This window comes from Streptomyces sp. NRRL F-5727 (genome assembly GCF_000719555.1).
GTDB lineage: Bacteria > Actinomycetota > Actinomycetes > Streptomycetales > Streptomycetaceae > Streptomyces.
Window position 1 is genome coordinate 1 of record NZ_JOGX01000059.1, and the last position, 21,578, is coordinate 21,578.

20 protein-coding genes are annotated in these 21,578 nt (G+C 75.4%); 8 read left to right on the top strand and 12 right to left on the bottom strand.

Going from position 1 to position 21,578, the window contains the following annotated elements; genetic code table 11:
- Nucleotides 1–837, top strand: an 837-nt coding sequence (locus IF73_RS0129825; RefSeq protein WP_051717453.1) for an FAD-dependent monooxygenase, incomplete at its 5' end; no start/stop codon positions are given.
- 951 nt (nucleotides 838–1,788) lie between these two features.
- Here the strand turns inward: IF73_RS0129825 and IF73_RS0129830 are convergent.
- From IF73_RS0129830 to IF73_RS0129850, 5 genes are all read right to left on the bottom strand, one after another.
- On the bottom strand, nucleotides 1,789–3,015 hold the full coding sequence (locus tag IF73_RS0129830; protein WP_051717439.1) for an MFS transporter: 1,227 nt from the start codon (nucleotides 3,013–3,015) through the stop codon (nucleotides 1,789–1,791).
- A complete protein-coding gene (locus tag IF73_RS0129835) occupies nucleotides 3,012–3,686 on the bottom strand; it encodes an ABC transporter ATP-binding protein (RefSeq protein ID WP_031013548.1) in 675 nt (224 codons plus the stop codon). Before IF73_RS0129835 ends, IF73_RS0129830 begins: the two co-directional genes overlap by 4 nt.
- Nucleotides 3,683–4,651: an ABC transporter ATP-binding protein gene (locus tag IF73_RS0129840; protein WP_234338384.1), complete on the bottom strand. Its 969-nt coding sequence runs from the start codon at nucleotides 4,649–4,651 to the stop codon at nucleotides 3,683–3,685. The genes IF73_RS0129835 and IF73_RS0129840 overlap by 4 nt, the downstream gene beginning before the upstream one ends.
- Complete coding sequence (locus tag IF73_RS0129845; RefSeq protein WP_078868325.1) at nucleotides 4,569–6,425, bottom strand: ABC transporter permease subunit; 1,857 nt, start codon at nucleotides 6,423–6,425, stop codon at nucleotides 4,569–4,571. Before IF73_RS0129845 ends, IF73_RS0129840 begins: the two co-directional genes overlap by 83 nt.
- Nucleotides 6,426–6,520: 95 nt before the next feature.
- Nucleotides 6,521–8,026 (bottom strand): ABC transporter substrate-binding protein, encoded by a 1,506-nt coding sequence (locus IF73_RS0129850; RefSeq protein ID WP_051717454.1) that lies wholly within the window; start codon nucleotides 8,024–8,026, stop codon nucleotides 6,521–6,523.
- A gap of 440 nt (nucleotides 8,027–8,466) precedes the next feature.
- Here IF73_RS0129850 and IF73_RS0129855 point away from each other — a divergent pair, with 440 nt between their 5' ends.
- Nucleotides 8,467–9,726, top strand: coding sequence for a serine hydrolase domain-containing protein (locus IF73_RS0129855; RefSeq protein WP_051717443.1), 1,260 nt, complete (start codon nucleotides 8,467–8,469; stop codon nucleotides 9,724–9,726).
- Nucleotides 9,727–9,808: 82 nt separating this feature from the next.
- On the opposite strand, the gene IF73_RS0129865 is transcribed toward IF73_RS0129855, so the two are convergent.
- The 4 genes from IF73_RS0129865 to rpmB all read right to left on the bottom strand — a co-directional run bounded on the left by IF73_RS0129865 (nucleotide 9,809) and on the right by rpmB (nucleotide 11,854).
- A complete protein-coding gene (locus IF73_RS0129865; RefSeq protein WP_031013555.1) occupies nucleotides 9,809–10,981 on the bottom strand; it encodes a GTP-binding protein in 1,173 nt (390 codons plus the stop codon).
- On the bottom strand, nucleotides 10,978–11,148 hold the full coding sequence (gene rpmF / locus IF73_RS0129870) for a 50S ribosomal protein L32 (RefSeq protein WP_031013557.1): 171 nt from the start codon (nucleotides 11,146–11,148) through the stop codon (nucleotides 10,978–10,980). Before rpmF ends, IF73_RS0129865 begins: the two co-directional genes overlap by 4 nt.
- 164 nt (nucleotides 11,149–11,312) lie before the next feature.
- Nucleotides 11,313–11,618: a 30S ribosomal protein S14 gene (gene rpsN, locus IF73_RS0129875; protein WP_031013558.1), complete on the bottom strand. Its 306-nt coding sequence runs from the start codon at nucleotides 11,616–11,618 to the stop codon at nucleotides 11,313–11,315.
- Nucleotides 11,618–11,854 (bottom strand): 50S ribosomal protein L28, encoded by a 237-nt coding sequence (gene rpmB, locus IF73_RS0129880; RefSeq protein ID WP_031013559.1) that lies wholly within the window; start codon nucleotides 11,852–11,854, stop codon nucleotides 11,618–11,620. The genes rpsN and rpmB overlap by 1 nt, the downstream gene beginning before the upstream one ends.
- A 67-nt stretch (nucleotides 11,855–11,921) precedes the next feature.
- On the opposite strand from rpmB, the gene rpmG reads away from it, so the two are divergent.
- The 4 genes from rpmG to rpsR all read left to right on the top strand — a co-directional run bounded on the left by rpmG (nucleotide 11,922) and on the right by rpsR (nucleotide 13,851).
- Nucleotides 11,922–12,086, top strand: a complete 165-nt coding sequence (gene rpmG, locus IF73_RS0129885; protein ID WP_031013560.1) for a 50S ribosomal protein L33 — start codon at nucleotides 11,922–11,924, stop codon at nucleotides 12,084–12,086.
- A gap of 53 nt (nucleotides 12,087–12,139) precedes the next feature.
- Nucleotides 12,140–12,385: a type B 50S ribosomal protein L31 gene (locus tag IF73_RS0129890; RefSeq protein WP_031013562.1), complete on the top strand. Its 246-nt coding sequence runs from the start codon at nucleotides 12,140–12,142 to the stop codon at nucleotides 12,383–12,385.
- Nucleotides 12,385–13,542 (top strand): CobW family GTP-binding protein, encoded by a 1,158-nt coding sequence (locus IF73_RS0129895; protein ID WP_031013564.1) that lies wholly within the window; start codon nucleotides 12,385–12,387, stop codon nucleotides 13,540–13,542. Before IF73_RS0129890 ends, IF73_RS0129895 begins: the two co-directional genes overlap by 1 nt.
- Before the next feature lie 72 nt (nucleotides 13,543–13,614).
- Entirely contained in the window at nucleotides 13,615–13,851 is a 237-nt protein-coding gene (gene rpsR, locus IF73_RS0129900) for a 30S ribosomal protein S18 (protein ID WP_031013565.1), read from the top strand.
- 72 nt (nucleotides 13,852–13,923) lie between these two features.
- On the opposite strand, the gene IF73_RS0129905 is transcribed toward rpsR, so the two are convergent.
- Nucleotides 13,924–14,187, bottom strand: a complete 264-nt coding sequence (locus IF73_RS0129905) for a VOC family protein (RefSeq protein ID WP_324616112.1) — start codon at nucleotides 14,185–14,187, stop codon at nucleotides 13,924–13,926.
- 188 nt (nucleotides 14,188–14,375) lie between these two features.
- Here IF73_RS0129905 and IF73_RS0129910 point away from each other — a divergent pair, with 188 nt between their 5' ends.
- Entirely contained in the window at nucleotides 14,376–15,182 is an 807-nt protein-coding gene (locus tag IF73_RS0129910) for a DeoR/GlpR family DNA-binding transcription regulator (RefSeq protein WP_031013567.1), read from the top strand.
- A 111-nt stretch (nucleotides 15,183–15,293) separates the two neighbouring features.
- Here the strand turns inward: IF73_RS0129910 and IF73_RS0129915 are convergent, their stop codons facing one another.
- Both IF73_RS0129915 and IF73_RS0129920 read right to left on the bottom strand, forming a co-directional pair.
- A complete protein-coding gene (locus IF73_RS0129915) occupies nucleotides 15,294–16,328 on the bottom strand; it encodes an NEW3 domain-containing protein (RefSeq protein WP_031013569.1) in 1,035 nt (344 codons plus the stop codon).
- A gap of 34 nt (nucleotides 16,329–16,362) precedes the next feature.
- A complete protein-coding gene (locus tag IF73_RS0129920; RefSeq protein ID WP_031013570.1) occupies nucleotides 16,363–17,796 on the bottom strand; it encodes a Gfo/Idh/MocA family protein in 1,434 nt (477 codons plus the stop codon).
- 289 nt (nucleotides 17,797–18,085) lie between these two features.
- Between IF73_RS0129920 and IF73_RS0129925 the strand changes: the two genes are divergently transcribed.
- Complete coding sequence (locus tag IF73_RS0129925; protein ID WP_158822182.1) at nucleotides 18,086–21,520, top strand: hypothetical protein; 3,435 nt, start codon at nucleotides 18,086–18,088, stop codon at nucleotides 21,518–21,520.
- Nucleotides 21,521–21,578 lie beyond the last annotated feature (58 nt).

Below are 21,578 nucleotides of genomic sequence, written 5' to 3' on the forward strand. Positions count from 1 at the left end.
GGTCAACCCACCCCTCGATCCCCCCGTCAACCGGCCCGCCGACCCGCCTCCGAAGCCGCCTCGGCCCGCCCGGCCGGACCCGGCCCGCTCCGCGTCCACTGCGGTGACAGGACCCTGGACGCCGACCTCGTCGTGGCCGCCGACGGCATCGGCAGCAGGCTGCGCGGCCTCCTCTTCCCCGCCCACCCCGGCCCCGTCCACAGCGGCTCGACCGTGCTGCGCGCCCTCACCGAGCGGCCGGTCGACCTGCGGACCGACTTCGAGCTGACCTGGGGGCGCGGCGCCGAGTTCGGGCACATCGCCTTCACGGACGGGCGGGCCGAGTGGCACGCCGTCCTCGACCTCCCCGCCGGGGTACGGTTCGCGGATCCGCTGGCCGAACTGCGCCGGCGCTTCCACGGCTGGCACGACCCGATCCCCGCCCTGCTCGACGCGACCCGCCCCGACGCCGTGCTGCACCACGACGTCAACGAACTGCGCACACCTCTGCCGTCGTACGCCGTCGGCCGGATCGCGCTGCTCGGCGACGCGGCCCACGCGATGACCCCGCACCTCGGGCAGGGCGCCTGCCAGGCGCTGGAAGACGCGGTGGCCCTGGCCGCCGCCCTCGCCGCCGAGCCCACCGTCGAGGCGGCGCTGGCCCGTTACGACGCCGAGCGCCGCCCGCGCAGCCAGGCGGTCGCGCGCGCGGCCCGGCAGGCCGGACGGATGGGGCAGCAGCTCTCGCACCCCGTGGCCGTCGCCCTGCGCAACACGGCGATGCGGCTGACGCCCTCCCGCGTCGCGACCCGCATGATCCTCCGTCACCACGCCTGGGTCCCGCCCCGACTGGACTGACCGCCGGGAAAGTCCTCCCGCTCCGTCAGGTGCCAGAGCCCGAGAGGCGCGGAGAGCGTAGTCGTCGCGGAGTACGTTCTTCGGGAGCGCGTCGGTCGTGGGGATCGGCGAGGTCTCGGCCGGGTGGGCCAGGTACGCCCAGACCCCGCTGTCCAGCGGCACCACGGGCCTGTCGTCGTGGGGCGGGCGCCAGGGCGCGCCGGTGCGCGGGTGGCGGGGGGCGAGAAGCAGGTCGGGGCGAGGACGGGGCGGCGGAAGACCCGGACCGGCGAGGGCTGTGGAGAGGGCGTCGGGGCCGACGGGGAGGTACTGCCGCACGGCGTGGCCCAGCAACTCCGTGACGAGACCGGCGGGAAGGGCCACCGGGCGGCCCTCGGAGGCCCGCGACGAGGTGGGCGAGCGCGACACCGATCGCCGCATGCCAACGCAGACTCCACCCACCGTCCGGCTCCACCGGCGGGACACGGTGCTCGGGGCGGGTGAGGTCGTCCCAGCCGGGCGGCGGTCCGCCCGGACGCCCCGAGCGCGGCGTACCACCGTGTCCGGCTCCAGCCAGACCGCCTGCCAGATGCCGCAGTCGTCCAGACGCGTCGCGACGGCGCGCCCGCACCCCTCGCACGCCAGGTTGGGACCGCCGCGGCCGTCGATTCCCTGGCAGTCGCCGTCGCACTTGTCGAGGATCAGCGTCAGGGACCGGGAGTCGCCCGGCGCTATGACGATCCGGTTCCGCGCCCCGAAGGAGACGAAGCGCACCGGCACGTACACGCCCTGCCGGGCCGCCCCCTCCTCCGCCGACCTCCTCCCACGGCCGCCAGGGCGGCGCCGTGGGCAGCGGCTCGACGGCGTATGTCGAGGACGCCATCAGCGGCGGATGCAGCTCCTCCCATCCGCCGTGGTGCGCGTGCACGGGAAGGGCGACCCGCGACACGGGCGCCGTCAACTCCGGTTCGGTCACGCCCCCGTCCCGCCCCCGTCCGGCAGGCGCCGGATCGTGCCTCTCCGTTCGTCCGTGGACGGGACGAGGCCCAGGGCGAGGAGGGGGAGGGTGCCCAGGAGGAGCCAGGGGAGGGGGCCGGTGTGGTCGAGCAGGGCGCCGGTGGGGGCGGACGCGGTCAGGACGGCCAGGCCGGAGAGGGAGGACAGGGCTCCGGTGAAGAGGCCCAGATGACGGTGGCCGACCAGCTCGGGGAGCATGGCGCGGGTCGCGGGGAGGATCAGCATCTGGCCGACCGTGAGCAGCAGCGTGAACGCCAGGGCCGCCCACACGCCTCCCGCCGGTCGCAGCAGCGCCGCCGTCGCGAAGGAGGAGGCGATGAGCAGCAGACCGGCCCTCGCCATGCCCGTGTGGTCCAGGCGCGTGGCGGCCAGTCTCTCCAGCGGTCCGGAACCGGCCACGACCAGCGCCGCCGAGAGCGCGAACAGCCAGCCCAGCGCCCTCTGCGAGCCCGTCGACCGGTCGAGTTCCGCCGGCAGCGCCAGATAGAGCTGGTTGTACGCCAGCAGGTAGACCGCGTACGCGCCCGCGAGCCGCAGGAAGCGGCGGTTCCCGAGGACGAGCCGCCCCGCCGCCGCCGGCCCCGCGCCTCCGCCGCCGGCGGCCGTCCGCGTGTGCGGCATCAGCCGGGCGTGGGCGGCGAGGACCAGCGCGAACACGCCCGCCCCGGTCAGACACGCCAGGCGGAAGGCTTCGGAACCGCCCCAGGTGAGGAGGGCGGTGCCGACGACCGGGCCGAGCAGGGCGCCGGCCTGGCCGCCGGCCGAGAAGCGGGCGAGGGTACGCGTACGGCGGTGACCTCCCGCCTCCTCGATCCGCAGCGCCTCCCGGGTGATCTCGGACTCGACGGCCGGGGAGAACAGCGCGGCGGCGAAGCCGACGAGGACGACGGCGCCGATGACGGTGCCGGCGCCGGCCGCCTCCGCGAGCCAGCAGAAGCCGGCGACGCGCAGCGCGCAGCCGACCAGGACCACGGGCCGGGGCCCGTACCGGTCGGTGAGCATGCCGCCGACGACGAACAGCCCCTGCTGGCTGAAGGTGCGCAGCCCGAGGACGAGCCCGACCACGGCCCCGCTCAGTCCGAGCGTTCCCGCCAGGTGGGCGGCGAGGTAGGGGAGGACGGCGAAGAAGCCGATGTTGAACGCGAACTGACTGAGTATCAGCAGGCGGGCCAGCGGGGTCACGGGAGGAGCCTCCCGTCCTTCATCGTCAGGACGCGGTCGCTGACGTGCCGGACCGCCGCGTGGTCGTGGGAGATGAGCAGGAAGCCGACTCCCAGGCCGTCCTGGAGATCCATCAGCAGGTTGAGGATCCCCGCGCGCAGCGAGGGGTCGAGCGCGGAGGTCGGCTCGTCGAGGACGAGCAGCTCGGGCCGTGTCGCCAGCGCGCGGGCGATGGCGACACGCTGGCACTGGCCGCCGGACAGTTCGTGCGGCAGCCGCCGTCCGTGGACGGGCGAGAGGCCGACGAGCCCCAGGAGTTCGTCCACCCGGGCCGGGCCGTCCGCGGCCCGCCACAGCCCGTGGACCCGCAGGGGCTCCGCGATCTGGTGGCGCACCTCGCGGCGGGGGCTCAACGCGCCGTACGGATCCTGGAAGACGGGCTGGAACCGGCGGCGCAGCGGCCGGAGTTCGCGTGCGCCGAGGGCGGTCAGCTCGACCCCGGAGAAGCGCACCGAACCGGAGTGCGGCCGCAGCAGCCCCAGGACCGCCTGGGCCGTCGTCGACTTGCCGCAGCCCGAGGGGCCGACGAGCCCGACGGCCTCCCCGGCGCCGACGGTGAACGACACGCCGTCGACGACCAGCCGTTCTCCGTACCGTACGTCGAGGTCCCGGACCTCCAGGAGGGCGTTCACGCGGCCTCCCCGACGGGGTGATGGCAGGCCACGGCGCGGCCGTCCACCTCGCGGAGCGCCGGCTCCTCCTGCCGGCAGAGGTCGGCGGCATGCCGGCAGCGGGGCGCGAAGGAGCACCCCGCGCCGCTCGCGCCGGGGGCGGGCGGCGCGCCGGCGAGGACGGGCAGGCGGGTACGCCGGGGCAGCCCGGTGCGGGGGAGCGAGGCGAGCAGCCCTCGCGTGTACGGGGCGACGGGGCCCTCCAACACCTGCTCCGACGCGCCGAGTTCGACGATCCGACCCGCGTACATCACGGCCACCCGGTCGGCGTGCCGGCGCACCGCCGCCAGGTCGTGGCTGACGAGCAGCAGGGCGGCCCGGGTGGCCGCGCAGCGCTCCCGCAGCAGGGTGAGCACCTGCTCCTGGCGCTCCGGGTCGAGCGCGGTGGTCGGTTCGTCGGCCACGACCAGCGCGGGCCCGTTGACCAGGGCCATCGCGATCACCGCCCGCTGCCGCATGCCGCCCGACAGAGCGTGCGGCGCCGCGCCGGCCGCCTCCGGCCCGAGCCCGACCTCGGCGAGCGCCCGGCGCGCCACGGCCAGCGCCTCGCGGCGCCCCGCACCCGCCACCGACCGCACGGCGAAGGCGAGCTGGTCCTCGACGCGGTGCACGGGCGACAGGGCCGACATGGCGTCCTGCGGGATCCACGCCAGGCGGCGGCCGAGATCGGCCGGCGTGACCGGGCCGCCGTCCAGCAGGACCCGGCCGTGGACACCGGCCGCGCGCGGGACCATCCCCAGCAGCGCCCGCGCGGTGAGGGACTTGCCCGCACCGGACTCGCCGACCAGCGCGAACACCTCACCCGCGGCCACGTCGAAGGAGACCCCGCGCACGGCCTCGCCGTCAGGGAAGCCGATCCGCAGACCGTCCACCCGCAGCAGGGGCACGAGGGGTTCGGACAGGGGGAGTTGCGTGGGGCGGGACAAGGGGCCGGACTCTCCTCGAAGCGACGACGGAAGGGAGACGAAGACGGAGAAGGGGGTGTGCGCGGGCCCGCGGCCCGCCGACGGACGACGACAGGCAGACCGCGAGCGCCGCGAGCAGGGCCAGCGCCACCGCCGGGGCGAGCGCGGGGACCGGTGCCCGCTCGACGTAGTCGGCCGACTCGTCGAGCAGCAGCCCCCATTCGGGCGACGGGGGCCGCGCGCCCAGCCCCAGGAAGCCGAGCGAAGCCAGCGCGAGCGCGATGCCCGGCAGCCGGAGCACGGCGTGCCGGGCGACCGGCCCGGCCACCGACGGCAGGACGTGCCGGGTCCACACCCACAACGGCCCCGCGCCGATGGCGCGTTGGGCCAGCAGGAAGCGGGAGGCCCGGATCTCCTGGACCAGCGCCGCCGCGTGCGCGGCGAGCGGCGGCCAGGACACCAGGGTCACGGCGAGCGCCGCCGCCCCGCTTCCCGGGCCGGTCACGGCCGCGACCAGCAGCCCGGTGAGGACCGGCGGCAGCGCGTTGGCGACGTCCGCGAGCCCGGCCGCCACCCCGGGGACGAAGCCCAGGACCACGGCGACGAGCCAGCTCACGCACGTGACGGCCGCGGCCGTGCCCACGGTGGCCGCCGCGCCGTGCCCGAGCCGGGCGAGCACGTCACGGCCGAGCGCGTCCGCGCCGAGCGGATGCCCCGGCGACGGCGCGGCCAGCCGGGCCGCGACGTCCACGGCGTACGGATCGCGCAGCAGCCCCCAGCCGATCACCCCGGTGAGCAGCACCGCGAGTCCCACCGGTACGGCGCGCGGGATCCGCCGCGGTGCCGGTGCGGGCAGACCGAGCCCGGCCTCCCGTGACGCGGGCCCGAGCAGCCGGCGGCGTACCAGCGAGGCGGCGGCCCCGGCGAGCAGGCCGAGCCCGAGCAGGGCCAGGACACAGCCCTGGAGCAGCGGCAGGTCCTGGGAGGTGGCGGCGCCCAGCGCCGTACGGCCGATGCCGGGCACGGCGAACACCGTCTCGACGGCGACCGCGCCGCCGGTCAGACCGACGGCCACCATGCCGAACTGCCCCGCGAGCGCGGGCATCGCACGCCGGACCGCCGCGCCGGCGATCCGCCACCGGCCGGTGCCCGCGCCCCGCCAGAGCTCGACCCACCGCTCGCCGAGGACGGCCGGCAGCGCGTCCGCGACCAGCCGGCCGAGGAGCGCGCCGGCCGGGACGCCGAGCGCCACCGCCGGCAGCACCAGATGGGCTGGTCCCGCCCAGCCCGAGGTGGGCAGCCACCCCAGCCACACGCCGACGGCGAGCACCAGCACCAGGGCGAACAGGAACTCGGGCACGGCCGCGAGCACCGCCGCCACCGTCCCGCCGGTGGCCCGCCCCCGCAGCAGCGCCGGCGCGGCGAGCAGCGTCCCGACGACGAGGGCGGTCGCCAGCGCAGCGCCCATCAGGGTCAGGGACACGCCGAGCCCGGCGCCGACGGCCGGCAGCACCTCGGCGCCCGACACCCACGAGACCCCCAGGTCGCCGTGGAGCAGCCGGCCCAGCCACCCGCCGAGCAGGCCCGACGGGCCGGCGTCCAGGCCGAGATCGGCGCGGATGGCGGCGAGCGCCTCGGGCGTCGGCTCCTGTTCGGCGGACCGGGCGCGCAGCAGCGCGAGCGCCGGGTCCTTGCCGGAGAGCCACGGCAGCAGCCCGACGGCGGTCACCACGGCGGCCAGGGCGACGAGCCGTACGGCCCCGGCCCGGAGGGCGGCGGCCGACGGGCGCCGCACGGCCCGCCTGGGCTTCCGGGGTCTCCGGGGCTTCCGGAGTGCGGCGGGAACGGCGGGTGCGACACGGCCGCCGCCCGTGCGGGGGACGGAAGTCCTCACCGTACGAAGGTGTCGACGGTGACGAGTTCACGCTCGCGCGGGTCGTGCGCGGCGTCCACGATGTTCGCGCCGTCGCCCTGGATGACCCGCTCGTGCAGCAGCGGCACGGCGGCGTCGGTGGCGAGCACGGCGGCCTCCGCGGCGACGACGGCCTTCCTGCGGGCCTCGCCCGTGGCCGTCGCCGAGGCGGTGGTGAGCGCCGAGTCGACGGCGGGGTCGGAGAGCTGGGAGAGGTTGAAGGAGCCGTCTCCCGCGAAGTCGCTGTACAGATAGGCGGCGGGGTCCCCGGAGTCGAGGACGGTGGCCCGGGAGAGGACGAAGGCGTCGAACTTCCCCGCCAGGGCGTCGGCTTCGATGTGCGCGTACTCGCGGACGTCCAGCTCGACCTGGAAGCCGGCCTTGCGCAGCTGCTGCTGGAGGAGCTGGGCGACCTCGGGCAGTTCGGCGCGGTCCGTGAACGTGCCGATGGTGATCCGCGCGCCCTTCGGGTCGGCCGCCGCGGTGTGCCGGACGGGGGTGCGGAGCTTCGCCGCCCAGGGCAGCGCCGGCCCGAGCAGCCCGCCGGCGCGGTCCGCGCGGCCCTCGTACACGCCCGAGACGAGGCTCCGGGTGTCGACGGCCTCACGGGCGGCGGCCCGCAGCGCCGGGTCGCGGAACGCGCCGCGTTCGGTGTTCAGGTACAGGGTGTTGGTCCGGGGCATGGGGACCTCGGTGACGAGCTTCGGGTCCAGCAGCCCGGCCTGCGAGACGGGGACGGCCTCGACGATGTCGGCCTCGCCGCTGCGCAGCGCCGCGGCCCGGGCGGTCCCGTCGGGCACGTAGCGCACGTCGATGCCGGCGGCCTTGGCCCTGCCGCCCCAGTAGCGGTCGTACCGGTCGAGGGTCGCGGACGCGGTGCCCTCGGCGCGGACGAGGACGAAGGGCCCGGTTCCGGCGCCGACCGGGTCGACGGTCCTGCCCCGGTACGCCTTGGCGGCGAGGACCGAGAGCTGCGGGGAGCTGAGCCGGTGCGGGACGAGGGGGTCGGGCGTCGCGGTGGTCACGGTGACCTCGTGCGGGCCGGACGCCCGGACGGTGAGGTCGACGCCGTCGAGGATCCGCGGCTTGGGGGAGGCCGTGGCGGCGGTGGAGAGCGAGCGGACGACGTCGGCGGCGGTGAGCGGGCTGCCGTCGTGGAAGGTGACGCCCTCGCGCAGGGTGAACGTCCAGGTCCGGCCCTGCTGCCGCCACTCCGTGGCGAGGGAGGGGCGCGCGTCGCCGTCGCGGTCCAGCCGGACCAGCGTCTCGGCGGTGGACCAGCGGGACAGCTTGAAGGCGTCGTCGGAGAGCGGGGAGAGCCCCGACCGAGGGGGCTGCATCATGGCGACCCGGACGCGCCCGCCGTCGCCTTCGCCGGACACGTCCTCACTGCCGGCGAAGCAGCCGCTGAGGAGGGCCGAGACGGTGGCGGCCGCGGTGAGGGCGAGTATGCGGCGGCGGAGGGGGGAGGGGCTGGTGGGCAGGGGAGACACGGGAGTCCTCGGGGTGGTGCGGGGAGTGAGATCCGGACTTTATCAGAATGAAAATCATTACAGATAAGCGGATGGCTGCGGCCTGACGAGCCGGATCGGCCCGACGACCGAGCCCCGACAGGCCCGTCGATCGAGCCGCGATCGAGCCCCGATCGGGCCGCGATCGAGCCCCGATCGGGCCTGAGGTCGATTCCTGCGTCCAAGCCCCGATCGTCCGGCGGCCGAGCCCCGATCGTCCGGCGGCCGAGCCCCGATCGTCCTGCGACCGGGCCCCGATCGGCCCAGCGCCGGAGGCGCCGGAGCCTTCTGCCGGGGGGTTCCACACCCCCGGGTGGCGCAGGACGGCTCGCCCGGACCGGCGGTGTGGCGGTGGTGCACCGAAGCTGGACGGGTCGGCGCGCTCGGTCGCCGGTCCGTCCAGGAGGTCCCGCATGCCCCGAACCGCCCCGGCCCCGCACCCGTACCGGCCGTACCGGCCGCGCCGGGCCGCCGTCACCGCGCTGCTCCTCGCCGCCGCGCTGACCGCCCCCACCCTCCCGTACGCGAGCGCGGGCGAGCGGCCCGCGCTGAGCGCCGGCGCCACCGACGTCTCGGACCAGGAGCTGCGGCGCGCCCTCACCGACCTCGTCGCCGCCCCCGGCGGGCCGCCCGGCGCGATCGCCGTCCTCACGCGGGACGGCCACCGGCAGGTCTACCGGGCCGGTACCGCCGAGGTCGGCACGGCCAGGCCGCCCCGCGCGCACGACCACATGCGGATCGCGAGCGTCGCCAAGGCGTTCAGCGGGGCCGTCGCCCTGAGCCTCGTGGACCGCCACGCGCTCCGCCTCGACGACACCCTGGGGCAGCGCCTGCCGCACCTCCCGAAGGCATGGCACGCCGTGACGCTCCGTCAGCTGCTCCAACACACGAGCGGCCTGCCGGACTTCAGCAAGACCGAGCGCTTCCAGGCGATCGTCCGGGCGGACCCCCGGCACCGCTTCGACTCCCGGCGCCTGCTGGAGTTCGCCGCCGACCAGGGCCTCGCCTTCCCGCCCGGTACCCGCTACGCCTACTCCAACTCGGACAACATCGCGGTCGCCCTGATGGCCGAGCAGGCGACGGGACGACGGTACGAGGACCTCCTCAGGGAACTCGTCTACCGCCCGCTCGACCTGCGCGGCACCAGCCTCCCCTCCGGCTTCCGGCTGCCCCGACCCTTCCTCCACGGCTACGCCACGGCTCCCGGCGAGGCGCCGGAGGACGTCAGCGAGGCGGTCAGCGCCTCCGGTGCGTGGGCGTCGGGCGGCATCGTCTCGACCCCCGCCGACCTGGGCGCCTTCTTCGGCGGCTACGCGGGGCCCGCCCTCCTCTCCCCGAAGACCCGGCACGCGCAGACCCGCTTCGTCCCCGGCGACTCCCAGCCGGCCGGACCGGGTGTGAACGCGGCCGGCCTGGGCCTCTTCCGCTACACCACCCGCTGCGGCACGGTCCTCGGCCACACCGGGAACACCCCGGGCTACACCCAGTTCGCCGCCGCCACCCGCGACGGCCGCCGCACCGTCACCGTCTCCGTCACCAGCCAGGTCCCCCTCGACCCCGCCCTCCTCGCCCGCCTTCGCGCGACCGAGGAACGCTTCGTCTGCGCCCTCCTCAAGGACGGCGACCACGGCGGCCACGGAGTCGACGGCGGCTACGGAGCCGACGCCGTCTGACCGCGCGGAGAAAGGGCCGGGCCGGACGGTGCCGTGGCTGCGACCACCGTCCGGCCCGGAGTCTGTGGGGCGGGGTGTGTTCTCAGGCCGCGTGCTCGTGCTCGCAGGCGTCCTCGATGCCGTACGTCTCCCAGGCGGGGAACTCGTCGTCGGCGGGCGCCGGTTCGCCCGGTGCCAGCAGGCAGGCGTCCAGGGCCGTCCGAAGGGCGTCGGCGCGCAGGCCGGTGCCGATGAAGACCAGTTCCTGGCCCTGGGCGGTCCCGGGGTCGCGGGCGCCGGACGGTTCGAACCGGGCCACGGCGCCGGCCTGGGACCAGAGGCCGGTCACCCGGGGCCGGCTGGCGAGCCAGAAGAACCCCTTGGAGCGCAGGATCCGTCCGTGCGCACCGCTGTCGAGGCCCTCGGTGACGAAGGTCCACAGCCGTCCGGGGTGGAAGGCGCGGGCGGAGCGGTAGACGAGCGAGGAGATGCCGTACTCCTCGGTCTCCGGCACGTGGTCGCCGTTGAGCTCCTTCACCCAGCCGGGGGCCTGCTGCGCCGTCTCGACGTCGAACAGGCCGGTGCCCAGCACCAGTTCGAGCGGAACCTGGCCGCGTACGGCGGGGACGATCCGGGCCTGCGGGTTCAGCCGGGTCAGCGCGGCGCGGAGCCGGCGCGTCTCCTCCGGACCCACCAGGTCGAGCTTGTTGAGCACGATGACGTCCGCGAACTCCACCTGGTCCACGAGGAGATCGCTGACGGTCCGCTCGTCGTCCTCGTACGGCGCGAGGCCGCGCGCGGCGAGTTCGTCGCCGCCGTCGAGTTCCGGCAGGAAGCCCGCCGCGTCCACCACGGTCACCATCGTGTCGAGGCGGGCGAGGTCGCCGAGGGTGGCCCCGTCGTCCCGGGGGAACGAGAACGTCGCGGCGACCGGCAGGGGTTCGGAGATCCCGCTGGACTCGACGAGCAGGTAGTCGAACCGGCCCTCGCGGGCCAGCCGGTCGACCTCCTCCAGGAGGTCGTCCCGCAGGGTGCAGCAGATGCACCCGTTGGTCAGCTCGACCAGGCGCTCCTCCGTGCGGGACAGCGAGGCCCCGCCGCCGCGCACGAGCGCGGCGTCGATGTTGACCTCGCTCATGTCGTTGACGATGACCGCGACGCGCAGTCCCTCGCGGTTGGCCAGGACATGGTTGAGCAGAGTGGTCTTGCCCGCGCCCAGGAATCCGGAGAGGACGGTCACGGGAAGGCGGTCGTGCGCGTTCACGGGCTCTCTCATCCCTCCGGGCGGATGAGGCCGCGCTCGTACGCCTTCACCAGCCGCTGCGGGACCTGGTGGACGACACCGTCGACGGTGACCGGGACCAGCTGGGGCGTGCTCGCCTTCCACTGGGCGCGGCGGTGGCGGGTGTTGCTGCGGGACATCTTCCGCTTGGGGACGGCCATGGGGGACTCCTCGGTCCGGGGGTTGACTCGGGGAGCCTATATGAAAACGAATGTCATGAGCAATTGAGGCCGCTCGCGTGTGAAAGCGCGGACGGGCCGCGCGGCAGGCGCCCCGGGTGTGACCCGGGGCACCTGTGCGCGGCCCGACCGGTCGGGCGCCCTCGCTACCAGGAGGACTTGGTCACTCCTGGCAGGAACCCGGCATGGGCCTGCTCGCGCATCCGCACCCGCGAGAGCCCGAAGGTCCGCAGATAGCCGCGGGGGCGGCCGTCCACGCTGTCGCGGTTGCGGACGCGGGTGGCGCTGGCGTCGCGCGGCTGCCGGCGGAGCTCCGCCTGGGCGGCCTCACGGTCGGCCGGCGTGGAGGACGGGCGGCGGATGATCTCCTTCAGCTCGGCCCGCCGGGCGGCGTACCGCTCGACGATCTGCCTGCGCTGCTCGTTCCGCGCGATCTTGCTCTTCTTCGCCATCAGACCTTCCCTCCGCGCGCGCGGATCCGGGCCACCGCGGCCTCGATGCCGATGGTGTCCACCGTCTTGATCGCGCGTGCGCTCAGCGTCAGTCGCACGTGCCGCCCCTCGCTGGGCAGCCAGTAGCGCTTGCGCTGGATGTTGGGGTCGAAGCGGCGCGAGGTGCGCCGGTGGGAGTGGGAGATGGCGTTGCCGAATCCCGGCTTGGCGCCGGTCAGTTGGCAGTGTGCGGACATGGAGGTGTCGACCCTTCTCGCTCGGGAATGGTGTTGGAAATGGAAATCATTGTCATATACTAGCGGCATGGCACGCAACGAGATCCGCCCGATCATCAAGCTCCGCTCCACGGCGGGCACCGGCTTCACCTACGTGACGCGCAAGAACCGCCGCAACGACCCCGACCGGATGGTGCTCCGCAAGTACGACCCCGTGGCCCGGCGCCACGTCGACTTCCGCGAAGAGCGCTGACCCCGCGCACGCCACCCGCCCCCCCGGACCCCACGCCCCCGAAAGGCCCTGCCATGAAGCCCGGAATCCACCCCGCCTACGAGCCCGTCGTCTTCCGCGACTCCGCCTCCGGCACCGCGTTCCTCACCCGGTCCACGATGACCAGCGAGAAGACGATCGAGTGGGAGGACGGCCGGACCTACCCCGTCGTCGACGTCGAGATCTCCTCCGCCAGCCACCCCTTCTACACGGGCACGGCGCGGGTGCTCGACACCGCCGGCCGCGTCGAGAAGTTCCAGCGCCGCTACGGTGCCCGCTGATGGGGCACGCGTACACCCACCAGCTCCCCGTCGTGATCGTCGCCGGCCTGCACGCCGAGGCGAGGACCGAGGTCGTCGACCGCCTCCTGCGGGCCGTCCCCGGCAGCGTCGCGCTCCACCACGACCTGGCGGAGGCGCCCGCCGGCAGCGTCGCCCGCACGATCCGCGACGCCGCCGGCACCGTCTCCCGCGGCGACACCCCGCTGGTCAACGACTGCGCCTGCTGCGCCCTCCGCGAGGACCTCGTCCCCGAACTGGAGCGGCTGGCCGACGGCGGCCTCACCCGCCTCGCCGTGGTCGAGCTCTGGGACTCGGTCGAACCCAAGGCCATGGCCGAGGTGATCGCCGCCCACGGCGGGGACCGGCTCGTCCTGACGAACGTGATCACCGCCGTCGACCCCGCGCTCGTCCTGCCCTGCCTCGCCAACGGCGACGACCTGGCGGAGGCCGGCCTCGCCGCGGCCGCCACCGACCAGCGGACCGTCGGCGACACCTGGGCACGACAGCTGGAGTACGCGCCCGTCCTCGCCGTCGTCGACAGCGAAGCGGCCGACGACGAGGACCACGCCCTCCTCGCGCAGCTGCACCCCACGGCCCGCCGCGTGCCGGCCGGCTCCCCCGAACTCGCCCGGGTCGCCCTCGCCGGCTTCGACGTCGAGGCGGCCGCCGCCGCCCAGCACCCGGCATGCGCCCTGCTGCCCCAGGAAGCCGACGAATCGGGCGTCGCCACCTTCGTCTGGCACCGCAGGCGCCCGTTCCACCCCGAACGCCTCTACCAGGCGCTGGAGGACCTGTGCTGCGCCGCCGCCCGCAGCCGCGGCCGGTTCTGGCTCGCCGACCGACCCGACACCCTGCTCGCCTGGGACGCGGCCGGCGGAGCGCTCTGCGTGGAGAACGCCGGCCCCTGGCTGGCGTCGCTGCCCGACGCGGCCTGGGAGATGGTCCCGCCCATGCGGCGGGCGGCGGCCGCGCTCGACTGGCACCCCGAGCACGGCGACTGCTGCCAGCACCTCGTCTTCACCTCGCCCGGCCTCGACCGCGACGGCCTGGAACGGCTCCTCGACTCCTGCCTCCTGACGGACGCGGAGTACGCCTCCGGGCGCGAGGCGTGGAAGGAACTCCCCGCCGCCTTCGACACCCTCCTCGACGCGGCCTGACCCCCACCCGTTCGACCCCGTGCCCCGCCCGCAGCGGCGGAGACGGGACCCTGCCCAAGGAGAGACGCCACCATGGCCCGACGCCACGAACCCCGCAAGCCCGCCGCGCGCCGCCCCAACCCGCTCGACGCGGCCGGGATCACGTACATCGACTACAAGGACACCGACCTGCTGCGGAAGTTCATCTCCGACCGCGGCAAGATCCGCAGCCGCCGCGTCACCCGGGTGACCGCCCAGCAGCAGCGCGCGCTGGCCACCGCCGTCAAGAACGCCCGCGAGATGGCCCTCCTGCCGTACGCCGGCCGCTGACCCCGCTCCCCGTGCCGCCCCGGGCGGACCCCACGCGCGTACGTGAGGTCCGCCCGGGGCGGTCGTGCGAGGTCACGTCCAGCTGCGGGCGCAGAGCACCAGGCGGTAGCCGTCCGGGTCCTCGACCACCACCCCGTACGCGTCCCAGTACGGGGTGTGCGAGGCGACCCGGCTGCCGCCGGCCGCGACCAGGCGCTCGACCAGGGCCTCGTCGGGCGGCTTGCCCAGGTAGACCACGAACAGGTCGTCGGCGGTGGGCGTGGGGTCGAGCGGAGCCGCCGGGCCGCGCGTGATCACCTGTGCGCCCTCGGGGGCGTGTGGACTCGTGTCGGTCATGGCGCGACCTCACGATCTGGCGCCGCACGCGCCGGTCGGCGACGACGCACGCGCCGGTCGGCGACGACGCACACGGATGCGCGGAAGCTCGCGGACAGGGTGCCTTCCCGTCACGTCCGAGCAGGCGAGGTCGCCGCAGTAGGGTGGGCCGACACGATCGCGGTCACAGATCTAAGGAGTTCCGGGGCATGTCCAAGCGGGAGAGGTGGAACGCGCTCCTGGAGCTGCTGGCCACCGAGGGCAGGCTGGAGGTCGAGGAGACCGCCGCGGCGCTGGACGTCTCGGCCGCCACGATCCGGCGGGACCTCGACGAGCTGGCCGAGCAGCAGATGCTGGTCCGGACCCGCGGCGGCGCCCTCGCGCACGGCGTCTCGTACGAGCTGCCGCTGCGCTACAAGTCCTCCCGCCGCGCCTCCGAGAAGCAGCGCATCGCCGCCGCCGCCGTCGAGCTCGTCGGCGAGGGGGACGTCGTGGGGCTCAACGGGGGGACGACCACCACCGAGGTGGCCCGCGCGCTGGCCCTCCGGGCCGGCGGGGGCCGACGGGAGGCCACGGACGCCACGGACGTCACGGCCCCCGTCTTCACCGTCGTCACCAACGCCCTCAACATCGCCGGCGAACTCGCCGTGCGCCCCCAGATCAAGCTCGTCGTCACCGGCGGCGTGGCCCGGCCCCAGACGTACGAGCTGGTGGGCCCGCTGACGGCGGGTGTGCTCAACGAGGTCGTCCTCGACGTCGCGGTCCTGGGCGTCGACGGGCTCGACCCCCGGCTCGGCGTGATGACCCGTCAGGAGGACGAGGCGAGCATCAGTCGGCTGTTCGCGGAGCGCGCCCAGCGGGTCGTCGTGGTCGCCGACTCGTCGAAGATGGGCAAGCGGGCCTTCGCCCGGATCTGCGGACTCGACGCCGTCGACGTCGTCGTCACCGACGCGGACGCCCCCGCGGACGCCGTCGCCCGCCTGGAGGACGTCGGCATCAAGGTCATCAGGGTCTGAGCGGTCCCGGCAGCCGGAACCGCCCCGGGCGCCGTGGGGGGACGTCCGGGGCGGCAGCGGTGGGGATCAGAGGCCGCGGCCGGGGTCAGGGGCCGGCGGGCAGGCGGGGGGTCAGGGCGCGATCGCCATGTCGAAGACGTGGACGTTGCCGTTGGCCGGAAGCACCACGAACTCCACGCGCTTGGCGGGATCGAGCGGGACCGAGTGGGCGAAGACGCGGTACGCGATGCCCGCGTTGCCGTAGCCGCTCGGCCGGTTGCGACCGTCGCTCGACGCGACGAGGGTCGCCCCGTGGGCGTTCGCGGGGTCGAACGACCAGTTCGGGAAGCCGATCGTGCCCGTACCGCTTGTCCCGTCCGTGTAGTAGACGGTCACCGTGCCGGACGCCCCGCTGGTGACGCCCGAGCCGAGCAGGACCAGCCTGCTGCCCGTACCGCCCAGGGTGACGGCCTGACCCGCCGAGGAGACGTTGTTCCTGGTGCCGCTCGGGACGTTCGGCCAGCGCAGCGTGGCGCCGAGGGCGGTGACCGGTTCCCCGGGGCGCAGGCCGACGGCGGCGAGCTTCTGCGCGGAGAAGCTGTTGCCCTCGCCGTCGTAGTTTCCGGGCCCGGTGTCCGTCTCGTCGGTCACGCCCACGTTGTTGTACGCGGCGGCCAGATCCGCCAGGGGAGTACCGCTGCGCTCCGTCCTGGTCGCGGTGGCGGAACCGGCGCCGTCGCCGCCCTGGTACGTGGCGGTCGCGGTGAACGTGCGGACGGTGAACCCGGCCCGCCGCTCCGGGACTTGAATGCGGAAGGTGGCCGTGGCGGAGGCGCCGGCGGCGAGCGACCCGTCCACCTGGACGGCCGACGGCTGCACGGCCCAGCCGACGGGCCCGCCGAAGGTCACCTTCAGTGAACGCATGCGCTGCGGACCGGCGTTGGTGACGGTCACCTTCACCGTCGAGATGGCCGGGCCGTCCAGGTCGACGGGGGAGAGGGTCACCTCGGTCCCGGCGGCGGCCGGCCGGGTCTCCGCCGAGACGGCGGTGGACGCGGTCGCCGCGGTCGCCGTGGCGGTGGCCGTGGCCGTCGAGGCCGGGGCGAGGGTGAGCGCGCCCGCCACGGCCATCGCTCCGAGCGAGCCGATCAGTCCTGCTGGTCTCACGTGCTGCTCCTTCGGGGGAGGGGAGGAGGCCGGGTCAGGCGACGGGGGGCATCTCGGTGGTGCGCGAGTCGAGGCCCGTGCGGAGGTTGACCCAGGCGCCCCGGGTGAAGTCGGGGATCTCCACCGGACGCCCCCTGGCTGCCAGGGACATGACACTCAGAGGGACGGGGGCGCACCAGGCGGCGGAGTCGTAGACGTCGATGTCGGGCACCAGGCCGGCCCGCATGAGCTGGACGGTCCGCCACTGGAGCACGTAGTCCATGCCGCCGTGGCCGCCGTTGTTCGCGGCGTCGTCGCCGATCTTCTTCCACAGCCAGTGGTCGAACTCCTTGCGGTACGAGCCGAAGTCCCGCCAGGAGTGCCCGCTGTGGTCGGGCTCCACGTAGATCCGCCCGCCGCCGGCCGACACCACGCCCGCGTAGTCCTCGAAGATCCCCCGGCTCCCCGCGAGGGTGTTGATCCGGCTGTACGGGCGCGGCGAGCTCACGTCGTGCTCGGCGCGGATGATCCGGCCCTTCGCGGTCTCGATCAGACAGGTGACCAGATCGCCGTTGACGTAGGTCTCCTTCCACGAGGGGTGGTTGGCGGGGACGAAGCGCGCCCGGTAGTCGGCGAGGCCCTTCGGTTCCGTCGCCGTGGCCGTCAGCGTGGTCATCCGGTCGCCCCGGTTGATGTCCATGGCCGCCGCGATCGGCGCGAGGCCGTGCATGGCGTAGAAGGATGCGGTGCTGCGGGTGTGCCACAGCCGGCGCCACGCGTCGGTGTAGTACGTGTCGGAGAACAGCAGGGCGCGCAGGTCGTGCTGGTAGCCGCCGTGGCCGTTGGTGATGTCGCCGAACAGGCCCTCGTGGGCCATCTTGAGCATGGCCAGCTCGTTCCGGCCGTAGCTGCAGTTCTCCGAGAGCATGAGGTGCCTGCGGGTGCGCTCGGAGGTGTCGACGAGGTCCCACAGCTCGTCGAGCTCGGTGGCGATGGGCAGTTCGACGATCACGTGCTTGCCGGCCAGCAGCGCGGCCTTGCCCTGCTCGTAGTGGAACTCCCAGGGCGTGGCGATGTAGACGAGGTCGATGTCGTCGCGGTCCAGCATCCGCGCGTAGGAGTCGGCGGACCCGCCGTACTCGGCGGGGCGGGGCTTGCCGGCGGCGGCGAGCCCGTCGGCGGTCCGCCTCGCCCGGTCGGCCCGGATGTCGCAGACGGCGGTGACGACGCAGCCGGGGACGACGGACCACCCGGTGGTCATGCCGGAGCCGCGGTTGCCCAGTCCGATCACGCCGACCCGCACCGTCCGGTGCGCGGTGTACGGCACGTCGATCATGGAGGTCTGCCCCGGCCGCCGGGGCGGGGCGGGCACCGCCGAAGGCGCCGCGGCGGCGACGGACGAGGCCCCCGCCCCGGCGGCGAGCGCCCCGGTGGTCGCCAGCGCACCCCCCAGAAGCAGGCGGCGTGAGACGGCGCGGATTTCTGGCATGTTCGTCATCGCTCCTCGGTCCGTGCGGGCAGCGGGTGCGGCAACGACTCTGACGGGGCGGTCGCAGGCATGTCAATAGATGCTCATTACCCTCCCCTTCGAAGCATTCTCGCGCAATGATGGCCCGGATTCACGCATGTACGCGCGCATCGGAGGGCATGGGAGAGGGGGACGTCACTGCCGGACCGCGCCCTCGCTGAGGCGGCCGCACACCCGAACCGTGCCGACGGCGGCGACGCCCGCCGGACGCGCGGACCGGCCCCCGACCCGTCGAACTAGCATGGCGACCATGACAAGGACGCAGGTGGGGGCGGCCGTACGGCTGCTGCGCGCGAGGGCGACGGCCGACCGGGAGACCGAGAACGCGGACCCGCCGAGCGGCGCCGCCCTCCGGTCGGTGGAACAGACGCGGCCCGCCCGATCCGTCGCGGCCAAGGTCGCCGCGGCGGGCGGCGCCGACGCCGAAACCGCCCTGCTGCTCCATGAACTGGCGAAGCGTCACCTCGGCGGCCACCCGGCCCTCTGGTGCGCCCTGCACGACGCCCTCGTCGGACACCGGGGCGGACTGCCCGACCTGCTGGCCGCGCTCGTACCCCAGGCGCCGCCCGCGCGCCCGGCAGCCGACGGTCCGCTCCGTCCGCCCGCGCCCCGCAGCGTCCACCTCACGCTCGGCCTGCTCCTCGAACACGCGGAGCCCCAGCACGCCGCCGCCGCGCTCGCGGCCCTGCCCGAGCGGGTCACGACGGAACTCCTGGCCGGCGGGACCCTGCCGCCGCCCGCCCTCGTCGACGCCGTCGTCGACCACGGCGACACCCGCACCCGGGCCGCCCTGGCTCGCCACCCCCGGCTCGACACCCGCGTCCTGGCCCGGCTGGCCGGGGCCGGCGACCCCCACGTCACCGCGGCCGTCTACCGGAACCCGCGCACCACCCAGTCCCTGCGCCGCACCATCGCCGAGCGGTTCGACACCGTTCCCCTCGACGACACGCTCCGCGCCGAGCTGACTGCGCCGCACGGCGAGGTCCCGCGCACCTGGCTCACCCCGCTCCTCGGCTGCGGCGACCCGCGGCTCGTGGTGCCGGCCCTGCGCTGGGGCGTGCGCCAGGTCGCCCAGGAGTACGCCCTGCTGAGGATCTGGGAGCGGACCGGCCCGGAGGCCGTACGCGCCCTGCTCGCCGCCCCCACCGCCGACACCGGGCTGAGCCGCGCCGCCGTGGACACCGTCACCGAGGCCCTGGCAGCCCCGGACGGCGACGGGCCGCGCCGCCTGCGCGAGCGCGGGGAGCCGTACGAGGACCCCGCCCGGCTGCCCGCGCTGCTCGCCACCGCCCGGGGCACCAGCACCCTGCGCGACCTGCTGTCCGAGCCGTACGCCCACGACCTCGACGCCCTCGCCGCGGTCCACGCCGAGACCCCGTTCATGCCCAAGGCGTGCGAGGAGCTGGCCCGCCACGAGGCGGCGACCGACGCGCAGCGCCACGCGTTCCGCCTCGGCGTCCTCAACGAGCCCTGGCGCGCCGGAGGCCGACGCGCGGGAAACACCACCCCGCCCGCGCGGCGCCTCGCGGAGGAGACGCTCGACGAGAGCGCCGCCGACTGGGCGGAGGGCATGGCCGTGGCCGGGCTCCTCGACCCGGTCGACCTGATCGTCACCGCCCGCCCCGCCGCCCACGCCCTGACCGCACTCGCCCGACTCGCCGAACGGGACCTGCTCGGCAGCCCGGCCGCCGCCGCACTGCTCGCACGGACGACGACGCACCTGGGGGAGCGGGACCAGGCATGGGCCGCGCTCGACACCCTCCTGCCCGAACACCCGGGCACCCTCGCCGACGTGATCGCCGAAGCGGGCAGGACGGAGACCCGGACCGCGTCCGTGCCACCGAGCCGACGCGCGGACGAGCCCGCACCACCGGCCGAGGCACATCCGACCCGACGCACCCTCCACCGACGCGACCACGAACACGCCGTCGCCGCGCTCGACGTCCTGTACTCCCTCGCCCCGGACGGCGCACCCAGACCGGACGACCCCGACGTGCTGCTCGCCCTGAGCGCGTACGAGCCCACCGTCACACCCGGCCTCGCCGAGCTGCGCGCCCACCCGCCCGAGACCCACGGTTCCAGCGCACAGCACACCGAACGCGCCTACGTCCAAGGGGTGTTGTCCGCCGAAGAACTCCTCGCCCTGCTCCCCGCCCGGCGCCTGCTCCTGCTGCCCCACGACTGGCGGCGGCTCGCGTTCGCCGCCGCGTGGCGAAACGCCCTCGCCCGCACCCTGCGCGCCGAACTCGGCACCGACCCCCACGCCTGGCTCCGCCTCGCCACGACCGTGACGGCGTCCGAAGCCGCCTCGGAAGGGCTGACCTGGACGGAGCTGCTGGAGCGCGCCCGGTCCGGAGCGGCGCCGACGGCCCCCGGGGCGGCGGTCATCGGCAGGCCCAGGCCGGCCACCCCCGACGAGGCCATCGGACTGCTGGAGCGCGGCGACCACCTGTGGGGCTGGCCGGAAGGCACCCTGCTGTGCCTCGCCGACCCCGACGTGGTCGACGCCGTCCTGCCCCGCCTCGGCCCCGACGGCCCCTGGCTGCTCGCCGCGTACCTCCTGCGCCACGACCGCACCCCGCGCACCGCCCTCGACCGGCTGCTCGCGGACCGCGACCGCGCGGCACTGCGCGTCCTCGCCGCCCAGTCCCGCTGGATGGAACGGAGCGGCGCGGTCGAGCGCCTGGTCGACCTCGACGACGCCGAGGTCGACCTCGCCCTGCTGCGGCACGGGACGCCCCGCCCCCACGTCCACCGGATCGTGACCCGCTCCCGGCCCACCCGGCAAGCCTCGTCCCTCGGCGCACGCGTGCTGGCCGAGTGGCGTACCGAGGGCTCCGGCCGACCGGCCGGCGGCCTGATGTGGCTGTGCTCCGCCGAACCCGACCTCATCGAGGAACTGCTCGACAGGGAAGGGCCGAAGCTCGGCCTCGGGCACCAACTCCTCGGCTGTCTGCGGCTGTACGAGCACGGCGGCGCCGACCGGCTGGCGCGGCTCGCGGGCCGGGACGCGCTGGGCCGCTCCGCCACCACCGTCTGCGCGAAGGCGCTGGCGTCCGCCGACCCGGCCGGAGTCCTCCGCGCCCGGCTCGACCGCGAACTGGCGCCGGAGAAGCTCGTGCGGAAGCTGCGGCGCGCCCGCCACGCCCCTCACGCACGCGACCTCGTCGAATCCCTCCCGCCGGGCGAGCCCGTGGACTGGGCGGCCCTCGAAGCCGCCCACGCCGAGGAACCGCTCCCGCACTGGCAGGACCTCGTCCGCCTGGACGGCACCCCCGAGGACGTACGCGTGCGGCACGCGGCACTCCTGCCCGAGCCGGGCCCCGACGGCCTGCGCGGCAGCGCGCGGCTCACCCGGGAGCGCGCCCGGCACGGCCTCGGCGACCACTTCCCCTGCGCGCCGACCACCCAGCTCGACGGGCTGCTCACGGCCGGACTCCTCGACGCCACCGACCTCCTCCACCTCGCGGCCCCGGCCGCGCGGCTGCTCGCCTACCTGGGCGCCGCCGCCCGCCGCACGGACGCCCCGCCCCAGGCCGCTGAGGCCCGCGCCGCGCTCGCGGAGCTCGTACGCTCCGGCCCCGGCACCGACCCCACGGCCTGGCGCCGGATCGCCGAGCGGCTCACCGGTCTCGACCCCGCCTGGGATCCCGTCTCGACGGTGGAGGCGCTGCTCGCCGACTGAGCCCCGCCGAAGCCCCTCAACGCCCGTCGCTGCCGGTGAAATTCACTTGCCCGGCGCG